Below are 17,304 nucleotides of genomic sequence, written 5' to 3' on the forward strand. Positions count from 1 at the left end.
CCACGACCGTTCAGGCGCGGCTGAGGGGGACCCGCCCCGTCACGAGGTGCTGCGGCCGCGACTCGTGGCCGGGGGACACGCCGAAGCGCCGGTCGAGCTCCGCGACCTCGTCGATGCGCTCGGTGCGCACCTCGACGAGGCCGGCGGCCTCGAAGACCGCGACGAAGGCGTCCACGTCGGCGGAGGTGGCCAGGGGGAGCGCCGCCTCGGCGCCGAGGTCGTAGGTGCGGCCGAAGGCGTCCGGCCCGTCGGTCGACTCGACGGCGACGCCGCGGTCGATGCCGCCCGGGTACCAGTTCGCGTCCACGCAGGCGACGGTGCCACCGGGCCGCACCAGTGTGCTCCACGCGCGCACGGCGTCCACGGGGTCACGCAGCGTCCAGAGCAGCCAGCGGCTCGTGACCGCGTCGTACGGCGCGTCGGCGATCCCCTCGGTGTCCCCGGGGCGGACCGCGTCGCCGCGCACGAACCGCGCGGCGGGCCGGCCGTCGCGGCGTCGCCCCTCGGCGTCGCGCCGGGCCTCGGCGAGCATGCCGTCCGCGCTGTCGAGCCCGACCACGTCGTGGCCCAGCTCGGCGAGCACGTGCGCGACGTAGCCGGAGCCCGTGCCGACGTCGAGCACCCGCAGCGGCCCCGGCCCCAGGGCCCCACGCCAGACCCGCGTCCACAGGTCCCGGTCGAGCGCGGCGCGCTCGCCCTCGACCTGACGGCGGTGGTACGCCGGCGCGCGGCTCGTCCAGTAGTCATCGAGGCGCGCCTGGAGAGCGCCCCCGCCCGGTCCGGCGGTCGGCTCGGTGATCGGCTCGGTCGTGGTGGTCTGGCTCATGCGGACTTCCTCACGTCGATCGCGGTGGGGGCCTTGCGGAACAGCAGGTGGAGCTCGCCGTCGAGGTCGACCCGACGCACCTCGACCTCGTAGACCGGCTCGAGGACGGCGGGGACCAGCACCTCGTCGGGGGTGCCCTGGGCGACCACGCGACCGGCCTCGAGCAGGACCACGTGGTCGCAGTAGCGCGCCGCGAGGTTGAGGTCGTGGAGCACGACCACCACGCTGGCCGGCAGGGTCGCGACGAGGTCGAGCACCTCGTGCTGGTAGCGGATGTCGAGGTGGTTGGTGGGCTCGTCCAGCAGCAGGTGCTCCGCCTCCTGGGTGAGCGCCCGGGCGATCAGCACGCGCTGCTTCTCGCCGCCCGACAGCCCGGCGTAGTCCCGCGTCGCGAGGTGCAGCGCCCCGACCCGGCGGAGGGCGGCCGTGGCGACGGCGCGGTCGTGCGCCGACGGGCGGGACGAGAGTCGCTGGTGGGGCAGCCGGCCGAGCAGCACGAGGTCCGCGACGCGCATCGGCAGGTCGCCGCTGTGCTCCTGCACGACCACGGCCACCTGGCGGGCGAGCGCCGAGCGGGAGACCTGTCCGACCTCGGTCCCGTCGAGCTCCACGTGCCCGGCGGTGGGCTGGAGCGCGCCGTACAGGGTGCGGAGCAGCGTGGTCTTGCCGCTGCCGTTGGGTCCGACGAGCCCCACGGTCGCGCCCGTCGGCACGCGCAGGTCGACCCCGTCCACGACGACGACGTCGCCGTAGCGGTGCGCGACACCGCTGGCCTCGATCACCGCGTCTGCTCCAGGAAGTCGACGACCTGCTCCAGGCCGTCGACGGCCAGCGGCGTCGGCGGCTCGGCGTAGTTGAGGAGGAGGGGGAGCAGGGCGCCGGACCGCACGGCGCGGAGGGCGTCCGCGCCGGCGAGGGAGGTGAGCGCCTCGGTGACCTCGGCCGCGTCGCCGTCGCTGCGGAGCAGGATGATGACGTCGGGGTCGCGCGCGACGATCTCCTCGGCGCTGACCTCGAACACGCGGTCGCCGACGTCGCCGAACACGTTCTCCAGGCCGGCGGCCTCGACGAGAGGGGCGGACATCGAGCCGCGGCCGTAGGCGTAGGTCACGCCGCCGCCGACGGTCGGGTACAGCACCGCCACGGTGCGGTCCTCGTCGGCCGGCACGCGGTCCCGGATGGCGGCGACCCGCTCCTCGAGCTCCGCCACGTAGGCGTCCGCCTCGTCGGTGCGCTCGAACACCTCGCCGTACAGCCGCACCTGGTCGTAGAGGTCGTCGAACGTCGCATCGCCCTCGAGCGACCCGCAGAACGCCGGCTCCTCGATGAGGCCGATGTCGTTGGACGCGAGCGTGTCGCGGGTGATCGTCTCCGTCTGGCCCAGCACGAGGTCGGGCGTCTGGGCGACGACCTCCTCTCGCGAGATCTGCAGGTGGCCGCTGGTGTCGGTGCGGTCCGTCAGCAGCGGGACCTCGTCGATGGCGGCGAGGGTGTCGGCGTCGTAGTACTCCTCGGGGTAGACCCCCGCCCGGGCGACCACCCGGTCGAGGACCCCCAGCTCGTGCAGCGTCACGGCGGCGGCACTCTTCAGCATCACGACCCGCTCGGGTGCGCCGTCGAGCTCGACGGTGCCTCCGCAGTTCTCGACGGAGATCGCGGCGTCGTCGCCGTCCTCGCCGCAGGCGACGAGCGGGGCGAGCAGGAGCACCGCCGCGGCGGTCGTGGCGGTACGGCGGACGGTCGAGCGGGACGGGTTGCTCACGGTTCTCCTGGGGCGGCGGTCGGTGGGGTGGAAGCGCGCAGCGGGCCGGCTCACGAGGGCACCGCCTGGAAGCGACGGACGAGGAACAGCAGGAAGGGGGCGCCGACGAGGGCGGTGATGATGCCGATCGGGATCTCCTGGGGCGCCAGCAGGGTGCGGGCCAGCACGTCCGCCCAGACGAGCAGGATGGCGCCGAGCAGTGCGGCCACCGGCACGACGGCCCGGTGGGTGCCGCCGACGAGCCGACGGGCGAGGTGGGGGATGACGAGGCCGACGAAGCCGATGCTGCCGGCCATCGCGACGAGCACGCCCACGAGCAGCGAGACGCCCACGAGGAGGAGGGACCGGAACCGCTCGGGGTGGATGCCGAGGGTCAGTGCGGTCTCGTCACCGACGACCAGCGCGTCGAGGCGTCGGCCGGTGACCACGAGGACGGCGGCGGTGCCGGCGACCACGACGACGACCACGGCCAGCGGGCCGTTCCACCCGGCCAGGCCCAGCGAGCCCAGCAGCCAGAACATGACGGACCGCGCTCCCTCGGCGGAGTCGGAGGCGAAGATGAGGAAGCTCGTCGCGGCCGACAGGGCGTAGCCGATCGCCACCCCCGCCATCAGCAGCCGGACGGAGGTGATCCGGCCCGCCGAGCGAGCGACGAGGAAGACGAGGGCCGAGGCGGCGAGGGCCCCGAGGAACGCGCTGCCCTGGAGCGCGTAGTCGCCGAAGGCGGCGCCGGCGCCGAACAGGATCGCGGCCGCCGCGCCGCAGCTGGCGCCCGAGTTGATGCCCAGCACGTAGGGGTCGGCCAGGATGTTGCGGACCATCGCCTGCAGCACCACGCCCGCCATCGCGAGCCCGGCGCCGACGGTGGCGCCGAGGATGACCCGGGGCGCGCGGATCTGCCAGACGATCGCGTCGTGGCGGGACTCCCAGGTGACGTCACCGATGCCCGTGAGGTGGTGCAGCACGATGCGGAACGAGTCCCCGGGGGAGACCGCGACGGGTCCGGCGCCGACGCCGACCACGAGGGTCACGAGGAGCGCGGCCGCCAGTCCGAGCACCCAGAGGGTCGCGCGCCGACGTTGGGCACCGACGCCGAGGAGGTCGGCGTCGGGGTCGTCGGGGAGTGCGATCGCGTCGGCGGGCGCGTCGGTGGACGGGGCGGGGGTGCGGTCGAGGATGCTCACGACTGCCCACCGTTGGTTATCGCGAACAACATGCAACAAGCCTCGCACACGACGAGGCGCGTGCCCCTACCCGGTCCGGCAGGTCAGGCGAAGATCTCCAGCAGATCGCGCACGGAGGTCTCGGTCTCGGCGGGGTGCCGGAGGCGCAGGTCGGTGTTGAGGCTGTACGCGTTGCGCCGACCGACCTTCTCCTTCGTGACGTAGCCCGCCACCTCGAGGTCCTTGAGGATCGCCTGGGCGGCCCGCTCGGTGATGCCCACGACCGCGGCGATCTCCCGGATGCGCGCTGCGGGGTCACGACTCAGGGCGACCAGGACGTGGCCGTGGTTGCTGAGGAACGTCCACCCGGGCGCATCGCTCGACGACATGGCCGCACTGTAGTGGGAACGTGATGCGAACCACGGATACACGAATCTAGACACACGTATTCAGATTCCGGTTTTATGTTTCTCATGAATCCTCTCGTCGTGGCCCGTCGGGTCCTCTTCACCGTCATGCTCGGAGCACTCGCCGTCCTCGCCCTGGGGGCGGCGGTGCGACCACCCGACGAACCGTCGACGTGGTTGCGGCTGGTGCTCGCGGCGTACGTCGGCGTGCTGGGGTGGCTGGTGGCCGCCTATGCCGCGACGAACCTGCGCGGCCAGGCCCGGTCGACCCGCTTCGGGCTGCTCCTGGTCGTCGCCGTGGCGGGTCTGCTCACCATGGTGTCGGCCGGCGGGCTGGTCGTGTCCGCGATCGGGTGGACGGTGAGCGGTGCCGCCACGGCCGCCCTGGTGGCGCACCGGGGCGATGCGGGAGCGCGACGAGCCGCCGGGGTCGTCGCCCGCCGCCTGGCCGGGGGCGACGCAGCCCTGTGGTTGGCGGTCCTCGTGCTCGTCGCCGGTGGCACGTCGTCGGCCGCCACGACGCTGGCGGGCGCCCTCCTGGCGGTCGCGGTGCTCGTGCGGTCCGCGTCGGTGCCGGTCCAGCGGTGGCTGCCCGAGACGGCCGAGGCGCCGTCCCCGGTCTCCGCGCTGCTGCACGCCGGCGTCGTCAACGGGGGAGCGATGTTCGCGCTGGTGCACTGGTCGGTCCTCGCCGCGTCGCCCGTGGCGCTGGTCGTGCTGGTGGTCGCCGGAACCGCGTCCGTCGGGGGTGGCCTCGCGGCCATGCGGCTGCGTCCCGACGTGAAGGGCCGCCTGGCGGGCTCGACGACGGCCCAGATGGGCCTCGTCGCCGTGCAGCTCGGCCTGGCGCTGCCGGCGGCCGCGCTGGTGCACGTGCTGGGGCACGGCTGCTGGAAGGCGTGGCTGTTCCTCCGCGCCGGTGGCGCGGTCGACCGGGCGCGCTCCTCGGCCGGCGGTACGGCCGGCGGCGCGGGCGGTCCGGCTCGCGTCCACCCCGTGCTGCTGCTCGCCGGCGTCGTCGTCGCCGGCCTCGGCGTGGGCACCCTGGCGCCGGAGCTCGCACTCCCGGCGGCGATGACCACGGCGGTGGCCGTCGTCGCCGTCGTCGAGGCGCGCCGGACCGCTCGGACGCGCCGGGCCGGTCGCGCCCTGGCGACCGGGCTCGCGGTGGGCGTGCCCGCGGCGTACCTCGCCCTGCTCGCCGTCGTCGACCCCGCGATCCACGGCGCCGTCGCGGTGGACTCCGTGTCCCCGGCGCCCCCGGTGCTCGCGGTGGCGGCGGCTGCGCTGGTCGTCGCCCTCGGGCTCGTCGTCGCGCGGCTGACCCCCGGGAGCAGCGGGCCCGTCGCGACCGCCGTGGCCGCCACCCTGCTTCCCCCGGGCGGGACGGCCCGGGGGAAGGTCCGGCTCGCCGCGGTGGAACCGTCCGTGCTGCCGGGCGGCCTGCCCCCGAGCCAGCTGGGCACGGTCGTCGGCATCGCGGCGACGGCGGTCGGTCCGGCGTGGCCGCTGCGCTCGCTGGTCGCGGCGAACCCGCTGGCCCCGTTGGAGAAGCTCGCGGTGGAGGACGCCGCCGCCACGGTGAGGATCGTGCACGGGCGGGACCCGCGGCCCGCGCTGTCGACGTTCCTCGACCTGCACGCCGCCGGCCTCGTCAGCGACTCGGCCATCCGTCGCGCCCTGAGCGAGGAGCCGACGGCCGTGGAGCAGCGGCGCTCGCCCCGCGGCGGACGGTCCGGGTCCGGACCGCTGGCCGGCGCCAGCCCCGCCGACCTCGTCGCGTTCACCCGCGCCTGCGCCGACCAGCCCGCGGCGGACGGCCCGGCGCCGGTCCGCGCCTGCGACCGGATCGAGGTCACCCGGGGTCGCCGCCCCGGCGAGGTGCTCGACCTGCAGGTCGCCGCCTGGGCCGCGCGCGCCTGGAGCTCCGTGACCGTGGACGGGGTGTCCCCGCACGACCCCTGGTCGTCGTGGCTGGAGTCGGCCCGGCACCGCGCCTACGACGTCGCGTGGCGGGTGCCCGGGGCCGCCGCGCTGGCCCGCACGCTGCCGGACGACCCGGCCGAGGCGATCGCCGCGCTGTGGCCCCAGGTCGACGCGCTGGTGGGGGAGACCGACCTCTACACCTACCTCGCGGCCACGTTCGCCGCCGTCCGCGGCTGGGCGGCCCACGCGCGGTGGCGCGACCGGGTGGCGGAGGACACGGGGGCGCTCCTGCGGCTCGCCGCCCTGGCCCTCGCGCTCGACGTCGTCGTCGCCCGCGCCACGCTCGACGGCCGCGGTGCGCGGGTGGCGGCGCCCGTCGCCACGGGTCGCCCTCGCGGCGACCGGGACGCGGCCACCACGGCCTACCTCGTCGGCGTCTGGCAGCGCGCCCTCGACCTCACCAGCAGGGACGGCGTCCTGCGGGCGCTGACCCCGGAGGCACCGGCGTCCCCGCAGGGTGCGACCGACGCTGCCCCGACGGCGCGGCCCGTGCACTCGGTCTGGTGCATCGACGCGCGATCCGAGCGGATGCGCCGCCACCTCGAGGACGGCGGCGGCCACGAGACCTACGGCTACGCCGGCTTCTTCGGCCTCGCCGTGCGGCACCGCGACGCCTCGGGTGCCGTTGCCGATCTCTGCCCCGGCATCCTGCGACCGGCAGTCACCACCGAGGAACGACCGACCCTGCTGGGCGTCTCGGCGGCGGTCCGGCAGCTCACCGGGCGCATCGGGCAGCACCCCGCGGCCGCGTTCGGCTGGGCCGAGATGAGCGGGGTCCCGGCCCTGCTCAGCACCCTCGGTGCCTCGCTCGCTCCCCGTCGGTGGCGGGAGCTCACCGGCCCCGCCCAGCCCGTCGTCCCCGAGCTGGTGCCGCTGCCGCACGAGGTCGCCGTCGACGTCGCGGCGCAGCTGCTGGTCGCCACCGGCCTCGTCGGGCGGCTCGGCGACGACGTCTCGCCGGCGCTCGAGCCGGTCGTCCTGGTCGGCCACGGGTCGAGCACGGAGAACAACGCGTTCGCCTCGGCCTACGACTGCGGCGCGTGCGGGGGGAACAGCGGGCGGGTCAACGCCGCCCTGGTCGCGACCGCCCTCAACGACCCCCTGGTCCGGCTCTCCCTGGCGGAGCGGGGGCTCGTCGTCCCGCCCTCCGTCGTCGCCGTCGCGGCGGTCCACGACACCACCACCGACGGTGTCGTCCTGCTGCGGCGCCGTGCCGAGGAGTCGCCCGAGCTGGCGGCGGCGCTCGACACGCTGGCCGACGACCTCGCCCGGGCGGGGGAGGCGGCGTCCACCGAGCGTGCACACGCACTCCCGAGCTCGGGACGTCGCCGGCGCCTCACCACGGTCGCCGACCGCGGCGCCGACTGGGCCGAGCCGATGCCCGAGTGGGGTCTCGCCGGGGCACGGGCGCTCGTCGTCGGTCCGCGTCACCTCACCGCCGGGCGCGACCTGGACGGCACGACGTTCCTGCACTCGTACGACGCGGGTCTCGACCCCGACGGCCAGGTCCTCGAGCAGATCATGACCGGCCCCCTGGTCGTGACGCACTGGATCGCCGCGCAGTACTACTTCTCCGCCGCGGCGCCCGACCTGCTCGGGGCGGGGGACAAGACCACGCACAACGTCGTCGGCGACGTCGGGGTCATGACCGGCGCCCACGGCGACCTGCGGGTCGGCCTGCCGTGGCAGGCGGTCGCGGGGAGCGATCCCGTGACGGGTGCTGCCCCAGACCGTCTGCGTCACGTGCCGGCTCGGCACCTGGTCGTCGTCGCCGCCGACCCCGCGCGTGTCCGCGACATCGTCACCCGGCACCGCCAGCTCTACGAGATGGTCGGCAACGGCTGGTCGCAGCTCGTCGTCGTGGACGGCGCCGGACGGTTCCTCGAGCTGGACCGCCAGCTCGCGTGGCGGCCGTGCTCGATCCCGTCGGTGCCGGCGACCCCGGCGAGCCCGGCGCCCACCCCGGTCGACCCCGCGGACCGCTCCCGGTCGTCCGCGTCCTGACCGGACGGGGGTCTCGCCGACCGAGCAACGGCGAGGCCCCCGCCGCCACGGGGCGACGGGGGCCGGGGGCGCCGACCTTGCGGGGTTGGCTACGGGCTCGAGCGTACGACGCAGCAGAAAGGGTCACGGACGACCGGCTCCTGCGGGATCCGGCTGTCGTCCGTGACCCTTTCCGCGACAACGAGAAAGCCCCCGTCTCGGATCTCTCCGGAACGGGGGCTGACCTGCAGGTTCGAGCTGGTGGGCGATACTGGGTTTGAACCAGTGACCTCTTCCGTGTCAAGGAAGCGCGCTACCACTGCGCCAATCGCCCTAGACGACCAACGATCCCTTGCGGGACCGGAGGCAATCGAGGTGGAGACGGGATTTGAACCCGTGTAGACGGATTTGCAGTCCGTTGCCTCGCCTCTCGGCCACTCCACCGTGGAGGCTGGTACCTACTTCTCTCCGAGCGGACGACGAGGCTCGAACTCGCGACCTCAACCTTGGCAAGGTTGCGCTCTACCAACTGAGCTACGTCCGCTTGCGCTCCGCTCCGGGTTTTTCGCCCGGTTCGGCGTGCGTCGAGAACAGTAGCGGATGCCGGGGGGCGTGCAAAATCCGGGTCACGGCGGTGTGTCGGGGAGGTGGAATCGCGGGCCCACCGGACCCCGAACGGCCAGGTCAGACCGCCTACGATCGCCCCATGAAGACCTGGGTGAACGGCAAGATGCTCGACGATCCCGACCAGCCGGTGCTGACGGCGACCGACCACGGGGTGACCGTCGGTGACGGGGTCTTCGAGTCGATCAAGGTCGTGGACGGGCGGGCGTTCGCCCTCACGCGCCACCTCGACCGGCTCGTCTCGTCCGCGCGGGGCATCGGCCTCGACCGCGTCGACGTGGACGCCGTGCGCTCGGGCATCGACGCCGCCCTCGCCGCGGAGCACGTCGCCTTCGGGCGCCTGCGGGTCACCGTCACGGGCGGCCCCGGCCCGCTCGGCTCGGGGCGGGGGGACGCGCCGTACTCGCTCCTCGTCTCCGCAGTCCCCATGCAGGCCGTGCCCACGGTCACCGAGATCGTGACCGTGCCGTGGACCCGCAACGAGCGGAGCGCGGTCGCGGGGCTGAAGACGACGTCGTACGCCGAGAACGTCGTCGCGCTCGCCCGCGCGACCGAGCAGGGCGCGAGCGAGGCGGTCTTCGCCAACACGCAGGGACACCTCTGCGAGGGCACGGGCTCGAACGTCTTCTACGTCGTGGACGGCGAGCTGCGCACGCCGACGCTGGTGAGCGGCTGCCTCGCCGGCGTGACGCGCGCGCTCGTGCTCGCCTGGTGCGGCGGGCGGGAGGTGGACGAGCCGATCGCGGTCGCGGAGGCGGCCGACGAGGTGTTCCTGGTGAGCACGACGCGGGACGTCCAGGCGGTACGGCGCTGGAACGGCCGCGAGCTGCCCGCACCGGGTCCGGTGACGGCCGAGGCGCAGCGGGTCTGGCGCGAGCGGGAGGCCGCCGACATCGACCCGTGAGGCGCGAACGACCCCGATGTGAGTTCGCGGGGGAGGTGCGCTAACGTATGCGACCGCACCACGCGGGCGATTGGCGCAGTGGTAGCGCGCTTCGTTCACACCGAAGAGGTCACTGGTTCGAACCCAGTATCGCCCACCGCAACAGGACCGCCCCCGACCAGCCGCCAGGCAGGTTCGGGGGCGTTTCGCATTTCCGGGCCTGTCCGCCGGGGCCGTCCGGGTCGTGCGTTCCTGCACAGCCGACGTGCGTGCCTGGGCATTGCCTCCGCCTGGCGCGGGCTGCGACGGTCGACACAATTAGTAGGACGTCATAGTTTTGGACGTCCTACTGTCGATCGACGGACCCGTGAAGGAGATGGTGTGAACCTCGACGAGGACGATCTCGCTGCGATGCTCGCGGCTGTGCGGAAGTTCGCCGAGGCCGAGCTGGCGCCGCACGCCCAGGAGCGCGACGAGAAGAAGATCTTCCCCGTCGACGTGCTGCAGCGCGCGGGGGAGCTGGGCCTCGGTGGCCTCTACGTCGGCGAGGAGCACGGGGGCATCGGCCTGCCGCGGCGCGCCGCCGCCGCGGTCTTCGTGGAGCTCGCGCGTGGCGACACCGCCATCGCGGCCTACGTCAGCATCCACAACATGGTCGCCTGGATGGTCGACACGTTCGCCACCGACGAGGTGCGGGCGGCGTGGCTGCCCGAGCTGAGCGCCATGCAGAAGCTCGCGTCGTACTGCCTGACCGAGCCCGACGCCGGGTCCGACGCCGCCGCCATCCGCACGACCGCGCGGCGCGACGGCGACGAGTACGTGCTCCGGGGGGTCAAGCAGTTCATCTCCGGCGCGGGGTCGACCGACGCGTACCTCGTCATGGCCCGCACCGGTGGCCCGGACGCGCGGGGCATCTCGGCGTTCCTGGTTCCCGCCGACAGCGAGGGCCTCTCCTTCGGGGCCAACGAGCGGAAGATGGGCTGGAACGCACAGCCGACCCGTCAGGTGGTGCTCGAGGACGTCCGCGTCCCGGCCTCGCACCGGCTCGGCGAGGAGGGCGAGGGCTTCTCGATCGCGATGCGCGGTCTCAACGGCGGCCGCATCAACATCGCCGCCTGCTCGCTGGGCGGCGCGTCGTGGGCGGTCGAGCGGGCGACGGCGCACCTGCGCGAGCGGATCGCCTTCGGCAAGCCGCTGAGCGCGCAGCAGGCGCTGCAGTTCAAGCTCGCCGACATGACGACGAGCATCGAGGCGTCGCGGTGCCTGCTCGAGCGGGCGGCCACGGCCTTGGACGAGGGCAGCCCCGACGCGGTGCAGCTGTGCGCCATGGCGAAGCAGTTCGTCACCGACCAGTGCTTCGAGGCGGCGAACGCGGCCCTGCAGCTCCACGGCGGCTACGGCTACCTTGCCGAGTACGGCGTGGAGCGCGTGGTGAGGGACCTGCGCGTCCACCAGATCCTGGAAGGGACCAACGAGATCATGCGACTCATCGTGAGCCGGGCGGCGCTGGAGGGTGCGGCGTGACCGCCCCCGACGAGCAGGCCGTCGAGCCCACCGTCCTCGTCGAGCACCGCGGTCGGGCGGGCGTGCTGACCCTCAACCGCCCGCGGGCGCTGAACGCGCTGACCCACGAGATGGTCGGGCTCCTCGACGCGGCGCTGCGGGCGTGGGCCGACGACCCCGACGTCGAGGTCGTCGTGCTCCGCGGGGCCGGCGAGCGGGGGCTGTGCGCGGGTGGCGACATCGTCGCCATCCACCGCGACGCCACGACGGGCGGCACGGGTTCCGAGGACTTCTGGCGCGACGAGTACCACCTCAACGCCCTCATCGCGCGCTACCCCAAGCCGTACGTCGCGCTGATGGACGGCATCGTGCTGGGTGGCGGGGTCGGTGTCTCGGCGCACGCCTCGCACCGCGTCGTCACCGAGCGCACCCGCATCGGCATGCCGGAGACCGGCATCGGCTTCGTCCCCGACGTGGGCGGCACCTGGCTCCTCTCGCGCTCGCCCGGCGAGCTCGGCACGTACGTCGCGCTCACCGCCGGCCACGCCGACGGTGCCGACGCCCTGGTGCTGGGCCTCGCCGACCGCATGGTCGCCTCGGCCGACCTCGACCGCCTCGTGGAGCAGCTCGCCGACCCGTCCGCGGGCAGCGTCGACAGCGTCCTGGACTCCGTCGCGGTGGCCCCACCGGAGAGCGGCCTGACCGCGGCCCGCGCGTGGATCGACGCCGGCTTCGGCCACGACGACGCCCGCGAGGTCGTCGCCGCCCTGCGGGCGCGGCCGGAGCCCGAGGCCCACGCGGCGGCCGACACCGTCGAGGCGAAGTCGCCGACGTCGGTGGCGGTGACGCTGCGCGCCCTGCGGGCGGCGCGGCACATGGACAGCCTGGAGGAGGCGCTGACCCAGGAGTACCGCATCGCGCTGCGGATGCTGCGGGGCCACGACTTCCCCGAGGGCGTCCGGGCCCAGGTCATCGACAAGGACCGGTCCCCGCGCTGGGAGCCCGCCTCGCTCGAGGCGCTGCAGGACGCGGACGTCGCGTCGTACTTCGCTCCGCTCGGCGACGCCGAGCTCGGCCTCACCCGCCCGCCCTCGCCCGCCCCCGCGGGCTCCGAGGGCTGAGGAAAGGAACCGCATGTCCACCACCGACAAGCCCCGGGTCGCCTTCATCGGCCTCGGCAACATGGGCGGCCCGATGGCCGCCAACCTCGTCAAGGCCGGGTACGCCGTGACCGGCTTCGACCCGTCGCCGGCGGCCGCCGCCGCCGCGGCCGAGGCCGGCGTCACGCCCGCGGAGTCCGCCTCCGCAGCGGCGCAGGACGCCGAGGTCGTCATCACGATGCTCCCCAGCGGGCAGCACGTGCTCGACGTCTACGAGGGCCGTAGCGGCGACACCCCGGTGCTCGCCGCGGCCGCCGCGGGCGCGCTGCTCGTCGACTGCTCGACCATCGCCGTGGACGACGCCCGCGCCGCCGCCGAGGCCGCTCGCGCGGCGGGCCACCGCGCCGTCGACGCGCCCGTCTCCGGCGGGGTCGGGGGAGCCACGGCCGGCACGCTGACCTTCATGGTCGGCGCTGCCGACGCCGACCTCGAGGCCGTCAACGCCGTGCTCGAGCCGATGGCGGGCCGCGTCGTCCACTGCGGGGACAGCGGCGCCGGCCAGGCCGCGAAGATCTGCAACAACATGATCCTCGGCATCTCGATGATCGCCGTCTCGGAGGCCTTCGTGCTGGGCGAGCGCCTCGGGCTGACGCACCAGGCCCTGTTCGACGTGGCGTCAACCGCGTCGGGCCAGTGCTGGTCGTTGACCACCAACTGCCCCGTGCCCGGACCCGTGCCCACCAGCCCGGCGAACCGTGACTACGCGCCGGGCTTCGCCTCGCCCCTGATGGCCAAGGACCTGGGCCTGGCGATGACGGCCGCGGAGACCACGCACACCGGTACGCGGATGGGTCAGCTCGCTGCCGAGATCTACCGCGAGTTCGCCTCCGGCAACGGGGCCGGGCTCGACTTCTCCGCCATCATCGGCGCCGTCCGCGACGACCACAACGAAGGAGCGGCATCGTGACCGCGACGTACGAGAACATCACCGTCCGCCGCGAGGGTCGCGTCGGCGTCATCACCCTCGACCGGCCCGAGGCGCTCAACGCGCTCAACCTCGCGCTCGGCGCGGAGGTCGTGGCGGCCGCCGAGGAGATGGACGCCGACCGCGGCATCGGGGCCATCGTGCTCACCGGCTCGGAGCGGGCGTTCGCCGCCGGCGCCGACATCAAGGAGATGGCGTCCCGCGACTACGCCGACATCGTGCTGGAGGACTTCTTCTCCACGTGGGACCGGTTCGCCGCGGTCCGCACCCCGACCATCGCCGCCGTGTCCGGCTACGCGCTGGGCGGCGGCTGCGAGGTGGCCATGATGTGCGACCTCCTCATCGCCGCGGAGTCCGCGAAGTTCGGGCAGCCCGAGATCACCCTCGGCACCATCCCCGGCATCGGCGGCTCCCAGCGCCTGACCCGCGCGATCGGCAAGGCGAAGGCCATGGACCTCGTCCTCACTGGCCGCATGATGGACGTGACGGAGGCCGAGCGCTCGGGCCTCGTGTCCCGGGTCGTGCCGACGGCGGAGCTGCTCGACGTCGCGATGGAGACCGCCGCGACGATCGCCTCGATGTCGCTCCCCGCGGCGTACGCGGCGAAGGAGGCCGTGGCGCAGGCGTTCGAGACGACGCTGGCGGCCGGTGTGCGGTTCGAGCGGCGCACCTTCCACGCCACCTTCGCGCTCGCCGACCGGGCCGAGGGCATGGCGGCGTTCGTCGAGAAGCGGCGCCCGGACTTCACGCACGGCTGACGCGGAACGGCGGGGACGCCGGCGCGTCCTCGCCGTGCTGGCCGGTCAGGCGGGCGACCACCTCGCCCACCGCCGCCCGGTCGAGCACGCCCCCGTGCCACGTGTCGCGGGGGCGTCCCGGCGTGCGCAGGTCGCGCGCGACCACGACGTTGCTGCGCTCGCACTCGCCCAGGCACTTCACGACCCGCACCCGGGTGCCTGCGGGCACTGTGTCGCGCAGGTGCTGCAGGAGGTCGTCGTGGTCGACGCCCGGGTGCTTGCGGGACGTCCCGCAGCAGCAGTCGTGGCAGACGAGCACGTCGTGGTCGGGTCTCACCGGGGTCAGCCGATCCAGTCGTTGCCCGGCAGCTCGTCGAGCGCCGTGATGTCGAGGGTGGGCTCGATGCCGGACCCCGGCGCCAGGCCGAAGTGCTCGACGGCCGTGCGCACCCACTCCGCGGCGTCGATGTTCATCGGGCCCGACACCCACATGGCGTAGGGCAGGTTCACGAAGCGCTCCTCGCGCACCGCCTCCAGGTCGCGCGACGCCGGGTTGGCCTGCAGCACGGCGACCTTGTCCTCGTAGGACTGGCCCGGGTAGTCGACGAAGAAGATGACGTCGGGGTCGGAGGCGGCGAGGGTCTCCCAGCCGACCTCGGTCCAGGTGTCCTCGACCGCGGCCGTCGCGTTGGTGACGCCGGCGGTGTCGAAGATGGCCTGGGGGCCGCCGAACGATCCGGACGTGAAGATGGCGTCGGTGCCGGAGTCGAAGAGGAACGCCGTCGGCTTCTCGTCGCCCTGCGGCGCCGCCTCCAGGGCGGCCCGCCGCTCGTCGATGTCCGCGACGACCTCGGCGGCGGTGTCGCTGTGGCCGGTGAGCTCGCCGATGTTGGTGAGGTCGGTCGTCAGGGCCGTCCAGGCGTCCATCGTGCCGCGGGCGCCGTCGTCCTGCTGGCAGGTCTCGCTCAACAGGTACGTCGCGATGCCGTGCTCGGTGAGCATCTCGGGCATCAGGTTGCGGGCCTCGCTGAAGCCGTAGCCGTAGCCCGCGAACATCATCTGCGGGTCGACGGCCAGCACGTTCTCCAACGTGAGGAACTCCTCGCCGACCACGGTGAGCTCGTCGACGCGGTCGTCGGGGTAGGCCAGCTCCAGCAGGTCCTGGTCGCGCTCCATCCCGGTGACGGCGACCAGCTCGTCGCGGGCACCGGCGGCGAGCGCGATCGAGATGATGCCGCCGTCGTACGCGTAGAGCTCGGTGACGGGGCCGTCGACCGTGACGTCCTGGCCGCAGTTCTGCACGGTGACGGCGCCGGCTCCGGAGGCCGAGCCCGAGGCTCCCTCGGAGGCGCACGCGGCGAGGGTGGGGGCGGTGAGGACGAGGGTGGCGAGCAGGGCGAGCGGGCGCGCGGACGTCATGGGTGGTCCCTTCGAGGGTGGATGAGGAGGTGGGTCTGGTCGAGCCGGGGGTGGGGGACCTGGACGGACCCGACCCCGAAGTGGCGCGCGACGTGGTCGGAGGCCAGCACCTCGGCGGGCGGTCCGACCTCCACGACGGTGGCGGGGCCCCGGGCGGCGCTCGGGCCCTCGTCGTCGGGCCAGCCGACGACGGCGAGCACGTCGAAGTAGCGCAGCGCGAGGTCGAGGTCGTGGATGGTCGCGACGAGGGTCTGCGCCTGGCCGGCGAGCACCTCGAGCAGCCGCAGCTGCCAGGCGACGTCGAGGTGGTTCGTGGGTTCGTCGAGCAGCATGACCGGGCACTGCTGCGCCAGGCCCCGGGCGAGGACCGCGCGGCGACGCTCACCCCCGGAGAGCTGGTCGCACGGGCTGTCGACGCGGTCGGCGAGACCGACGGCGTCGAGGGCGGCCAGCACGACCTCGCGCTCGTCGCGCCCGCCGCGGGCCCACGGCCGGGTGCGGGGCACGCGTCCCAGCGCCACCATCTCGCCGACGAGCAGCTCGGCGGCGACGACCTCCTCCTGCGGCACGTAGGCCACCCGCCGGGCGCGCTCGCGGGGGCGCACGTCGTGCAGGTCCTCGAGCCGACCGTCCGGGCCGGCGAGCTCGGCGGTGCCGCTGTCGTGGTGCAGCACCCCGGCCAGCACCCGGAGGAGCGTGGACTTGCCGGCGCCGTTGACGCCGACGATCCCGAGCCGCTGCCCCCGGGGTACGTCGAGGTCGACGTCCGCGAGGATCCTGCGGCCGCCGAGGCTGACGCCGACGCCGCGCAGCCGGGAGGCGAGCGGAGGGGCGCTCACTGCTGGCCCCCGAACCGGTAGCGGCCCCGGCCCATGAGCAGCAGGAAGAGGGGCGCCCCGACGACGCCGGTGACGACGCCGAGCGGGATCTCCTGCGGTCGGACGGCGAGGCGGGCGACGACGTCGACCCAGAGCAGGAACAGGCCGCCGCCGAGCGCGGCGACGGGGAGCACGACGCGGTGGCGAGCACCGACGACGAGGCGGGCGGCGTGGGGCACGATCAGGCCGACGAAGCCGATGCCGCCGCTGACCGCGACGAGCACGCCGACGAGCACGGCGAGCCCGACGAACAGGGTCGTGCGCATCGCCGCGACGTTGACGCCGAGGGCGGAGGCGGTGTCGGGCCCTGCGGCCAGGGCGTCCATCCAGCGGTGCAGGGCGAGCATGCCGGCGCCGAGGAGCGCGACGAGCACGGCCGGGATCCACAGCTTCTCCCAGGTCGCGCCGCCGACGCTGCCGAGCATCCAGAACATCACCGAGTTCGCGGCCCGGGGGTCACCGCTGAGGAAGACGAGGAAGGACGCGATGGCCGAGAGGCCGGAGGAGAGCACGACCCCGGACAGCACGAGCCGCAGCGGCGTCAGGCCGCCCTGGGCCGTGGCCACCAGCCAGACGAGGAGGGCCGAGCCGACCGCGCCGAGCAGCGCTCCGGTGGAGACGGCGTAGATCCCGAGCCCGCCGAGGAACCCCGTCGTGATGACGGCGGTCGCGCCCACCGAGGCGCCCGAGCTGATGCCGAGCAGGAACGGGTCGGCGAGGGGGTTGCGCACCAGCGTCTGCATGCCGACGCCGGCCACGGCGAGCCCGGCGCCGACCACGACGGCCAGCAGCGCCCGCGGCATCCGCAGCTCCCACACGATGACGTCCCACCGACCGGCATCGCGGCCCGCGAAGCGGTCGGTCACCGCGCCGACGACCTCGCCGACCGGGATCCGTTCCGAGCCGAAGGCGAGGGACGCGACGAGGCTCCCCAGGGTCGCGAGGACCAGGAGCACCAGCAGGGGCCAGAACGCGAGCCGGCGACGCACGGAGGCGCGCCGCGGCTTCTCGCCGTGGCTCACCGAACGGTGCGACGGGCAGGAGCGAG

15 protein-coding genes and 4 tRNA genes are annotated in these 17,304 nt (G+C 74.4%); 7 read left to right on the forward strand and 12 right to left on the reverse strand.

Translation table 11 applies throughout. The features are described 5' to 3' along the window. Positions 1-10: 10 nt before the first annotated feature. The 5 genes from PIR53_05575 to PIR53_05595 form a co-directional block, all read right to left on the reverse strand. A complete protein-coding gene (locus tag PIR53_05575; protein ID WZH53468.1) occupies positions 11-826 on the reverse strand; it encodes a class I SAM-dependent methyltransferase in 816 nt (271 codons plus the stop codon). After that, positions 823-1,608 carry an ABC transporter ATP-binding protein gene (locus PIR53_05580; GenBank protein ID WZH53469.1) on the reverse strand — a complete coding sequence of 262 codons (786 nt, stop codon included), beginning with the start codon at positions 1,606-1,608 and terminating at the stop codon, positions 823-825. The genes PIR53_05575 and PIR53_05580 overlap by 4 nt, the downstream gene beginning before the upstream one ends. After that, on the reverse strand, positions 1,605-2,588 hold the full coding sequence (locus PIR53_05585) for an ABC transporter substrate-binding protein (GenBank protein WZH53470.1): 984 nt from the start codon (positions 2,586-2,588) through the stop codon (positions 1,605-1,607). Before PIR53_05585 ends, PIR53_05580 begins: the two co-directional genes overlap by 4 nt. Before the next feature lie 50 nt (positions 2,589-2,638). Further along, positions 2,639-3,772: an iron ABC transporter permease gene (locus PIR53_05590; protein WZH53471.1), complete on the reverse strand. Its 1,134-nt coding sequence runs from the start codon at positions 3,770-3,772 to the stop codon at positions 2,639-2,641. 83 nt (positions 3,773-3,855) lie between these two features. Then, entirely contained in the window at positions 3,856-4,140 is a 285-nt protein-coding gene (locus PIR53_05595; GenBank protein WZH53472.1) for a helix-turn-helix domain-containing protein, read from the reverse strand. An 84-nt stretch (positions 4,141-4,224) separates the two neighbouring features. On the opposite strand from PIR53_05595, the gene PIR53_05600 reads away from it, so the two are divergent. Continuing rightward, positions 4,225-8,148 carry a Na-translocating system protein MpsB gene (locus PIR53_05600; protein WZH53473.1) on the forward strand — a complete coding sequence of 1,308 codons (3,924 nt, stop codon included), beginning with the start codon at positions 4,225-4,227 and terminating at the stop codon, positions 8,146-8,148. A 238-nt stretch (positions 8,149-8,386) separates the two neighbouring features. Here the strand turns inward: PIR53_05600 and PIR53_05605 are convergent. From PIR53_05605 to PIR53_05615, 3 genes are all read right to left on the reverse strand, one after another. Continuing rightward, positions 8,387-8,461 (reverse strand) — tRNA-Val (locus PIR53_05605). A gap of 39 nt (positions 8,462-8,500) precedes the next feature. Continuing rightward, a tRNA-Cys gene (locus PIR53_05610) sits at positions 8,501-8,571 on the reverse strand. Between the two features lie 27 nt (positions 8,572-8,598). Beyond that, positions 8,599-8,671, reverse strand: a tRNA-Gly gene (locus tag PIR53_05615). Positions 8,672-8,833: 162 nt separating this feature from the next. Between PIR53_05615 and PIR53_05620 the strand changes: the two genes are divergently transcribed. The 6 genes from PIR53_05620 to PIR53_05645 all read left to right on the forward strand — a co-directional run bounded on the left by PIR53_05620 (position 8,834) and on the right by PIR53_05645 (position 13,980). Then, a complete protein-coding gene (locus PIR53_05620) occupies positions 8,834-9,655 on the forward strand; it encodes an aminotransferase class IV (GenBank protein WZH53474.1) in 822 nt (273 codons plus the stop codon). A 64-nt stretch (positions 9,656-9,719) separates the two neighbouring features. After that, a tRNA-Val gene (locus PIR53_05625) sits at positions 9,720-9,791 on the forward strand. A gap of 224 nt (positions 9,792-10,015) precedes the next feature. After that, positions 10,016-11,158, forward strand: a complete 1,143-nt coding sequence (locus tag PIR53_05630; GenBank protein ID WZH53475.1) for an acyl-CoA dehydrogenase family protein — start codon at positions 10,016-10,018, stop codon at positions 11,156-11,158. After that, positions 11,155-12,258 carry an enoyl-CoA hydratase/isomerase family protein gene (locus tag PIR53_05635; protein WZH53476.1) on the forward strand — a complete coding sequence of 368 codons (1,104 nt, stop codon included), beginning with the start codon at positions 11,155-11,157 and terminating at the stop codon, positions 12,256-12,258. The genes PIR53_05630 and PIR53_05635 overlap by 4 nt, the downstream gene beginning before the upstream one ends. Positions 12,259-12,271: 13 nt before the next feature. Next, on the forward strand, positions 12,272-13,204 hold the full coding sequence (mmsB, locus tag PIR53_05640; GenBank protein WZH53477.1) for a 3-hydroxyisobutyrate dehydrogenase: 933 nt from the start codon (positions 12,272-12,274) through the stop codon (positions 13,202-13,204). Then, on the forward strand, positions 13,201-13,980 hold the full coding sequence (locus PIR53_05645; GenBank protein ID WZH53478.1) for an enoyl-CoA hydratase: 780 nt from the start codon (positions 13,201-13,203) through the stop codon (positions 13,978-13,980). The genes mmsB and PIR53_05645 overlap by 4 nt, the downstream gene beginning before the upstream one ends. Here the strand turns inward: PIR53_05645 and PIR53_05650 are convergent. The 4 genes from PIR53_05650 to PIR53_05665 are packed head-to-tail and all read right to left on the reverse strand — an operon-like array spanning position 13,967 to position 17,278. After that, complete coding sequence (locus PIR53_05650; protein WZH53479.1) at positions 13,967-14,296, reverse strand: hypothetical protein; 330 nt, start codon at positions 14,294-14,296, stop codon at positions 13,967-13,969. The genes PIR53_05645 and PIR53_05650 overlap by 14 nt on opposite strands. Before the next feature lie 5 nt (positions 14,297-14,301). Beyond that, complete coding sequence (locus PIR53_05655) at positions 14,302-15,378, reverse strand: ABC transporter substrate-binding protein (GenBank protein ID WZH53480.1); 1,077 nt, start codon at positions 15,376-15,378, stop codon at positions 14,302-14,304. Next, a complete protein-coding gene (locus tag PIR53_05660; GenBank protein WZH53481.1) occupies positions 15,375-16,217 on the reverse strand; it encodes an ABC transporter ATP-binding protein in 843 nt (280 codons plus the stop codon). The genes PIR53_05655 and PIR53_05660 overlap by 4 nt, the downstream gene beginning before the upstream one ends. Further along, a complete protein-coding gene (locus tag PIR53_05665) occupies positions 16,214-17,278 on the reverse strand; it encodes an iron ABC transporter permease (protein ID WZH53482.1) in 1,065 nt (354 codons plus the stop codon). The genes PIR53_05660 and PIR53_05665 overlap by 4 nt, the downstream gene beginning before the upstream one ends. Positions 17,279-17,304 lie beyond the last annotated feature (26 nt).

This window comes from Nocardioides alkalitolerans (assembly GCA_038184435.1).
GTDB classification, from domain to species: domain Bacteria; phylum Actinomycetota; class Actinomycetes; order Propionibacteriales; family Nocardioidaceae; genus Nocardioides; species Nocardioides alkalitolerans_A.

Coding starts and splice junctions, on each gene's coding strand:
- PIR53_05600 (WZH53473.1), top strand. CDS start 4,225: ATGAATCCTCTCGTCGTGGCCCGTCGGGTCCTCTTCACCGTCATGCTC.
- PIR53_05575 (WZH53468.1), bottom strand. CDS start 826: ATGAGCCAGACCACCACGACCGAGCCGATCACCGAGCCGACCGCCGGA.
- PIR53_05595 (WZH53472.1), bottom strand. CDS start 4,140: ATGTCGTCGAGCGATGCGCCCGGGTGGACGTTCCTCAGCAACCACGGC.
- mmsB (WZH53477.1), top strand. CDS start 12,272: ATGTCCACCACCGACAAGCCCCGGGTCGCCTTCATCGGCCTCGGCAAC.
- PIR53_05620 (WZH53474.1), top strand. CDS start 8,834: ATGAAGACCTGGGTGAACGGCAAGATGCTCGACGATCCCGACCAGCCG.
- PIR53_05655 (WZH53480.1), bottom strand. CDS start 15,378: ATGACGTCCGCGCGCCCGCTCGCCCTGCTCGCCACCCTCGTCCTCACC.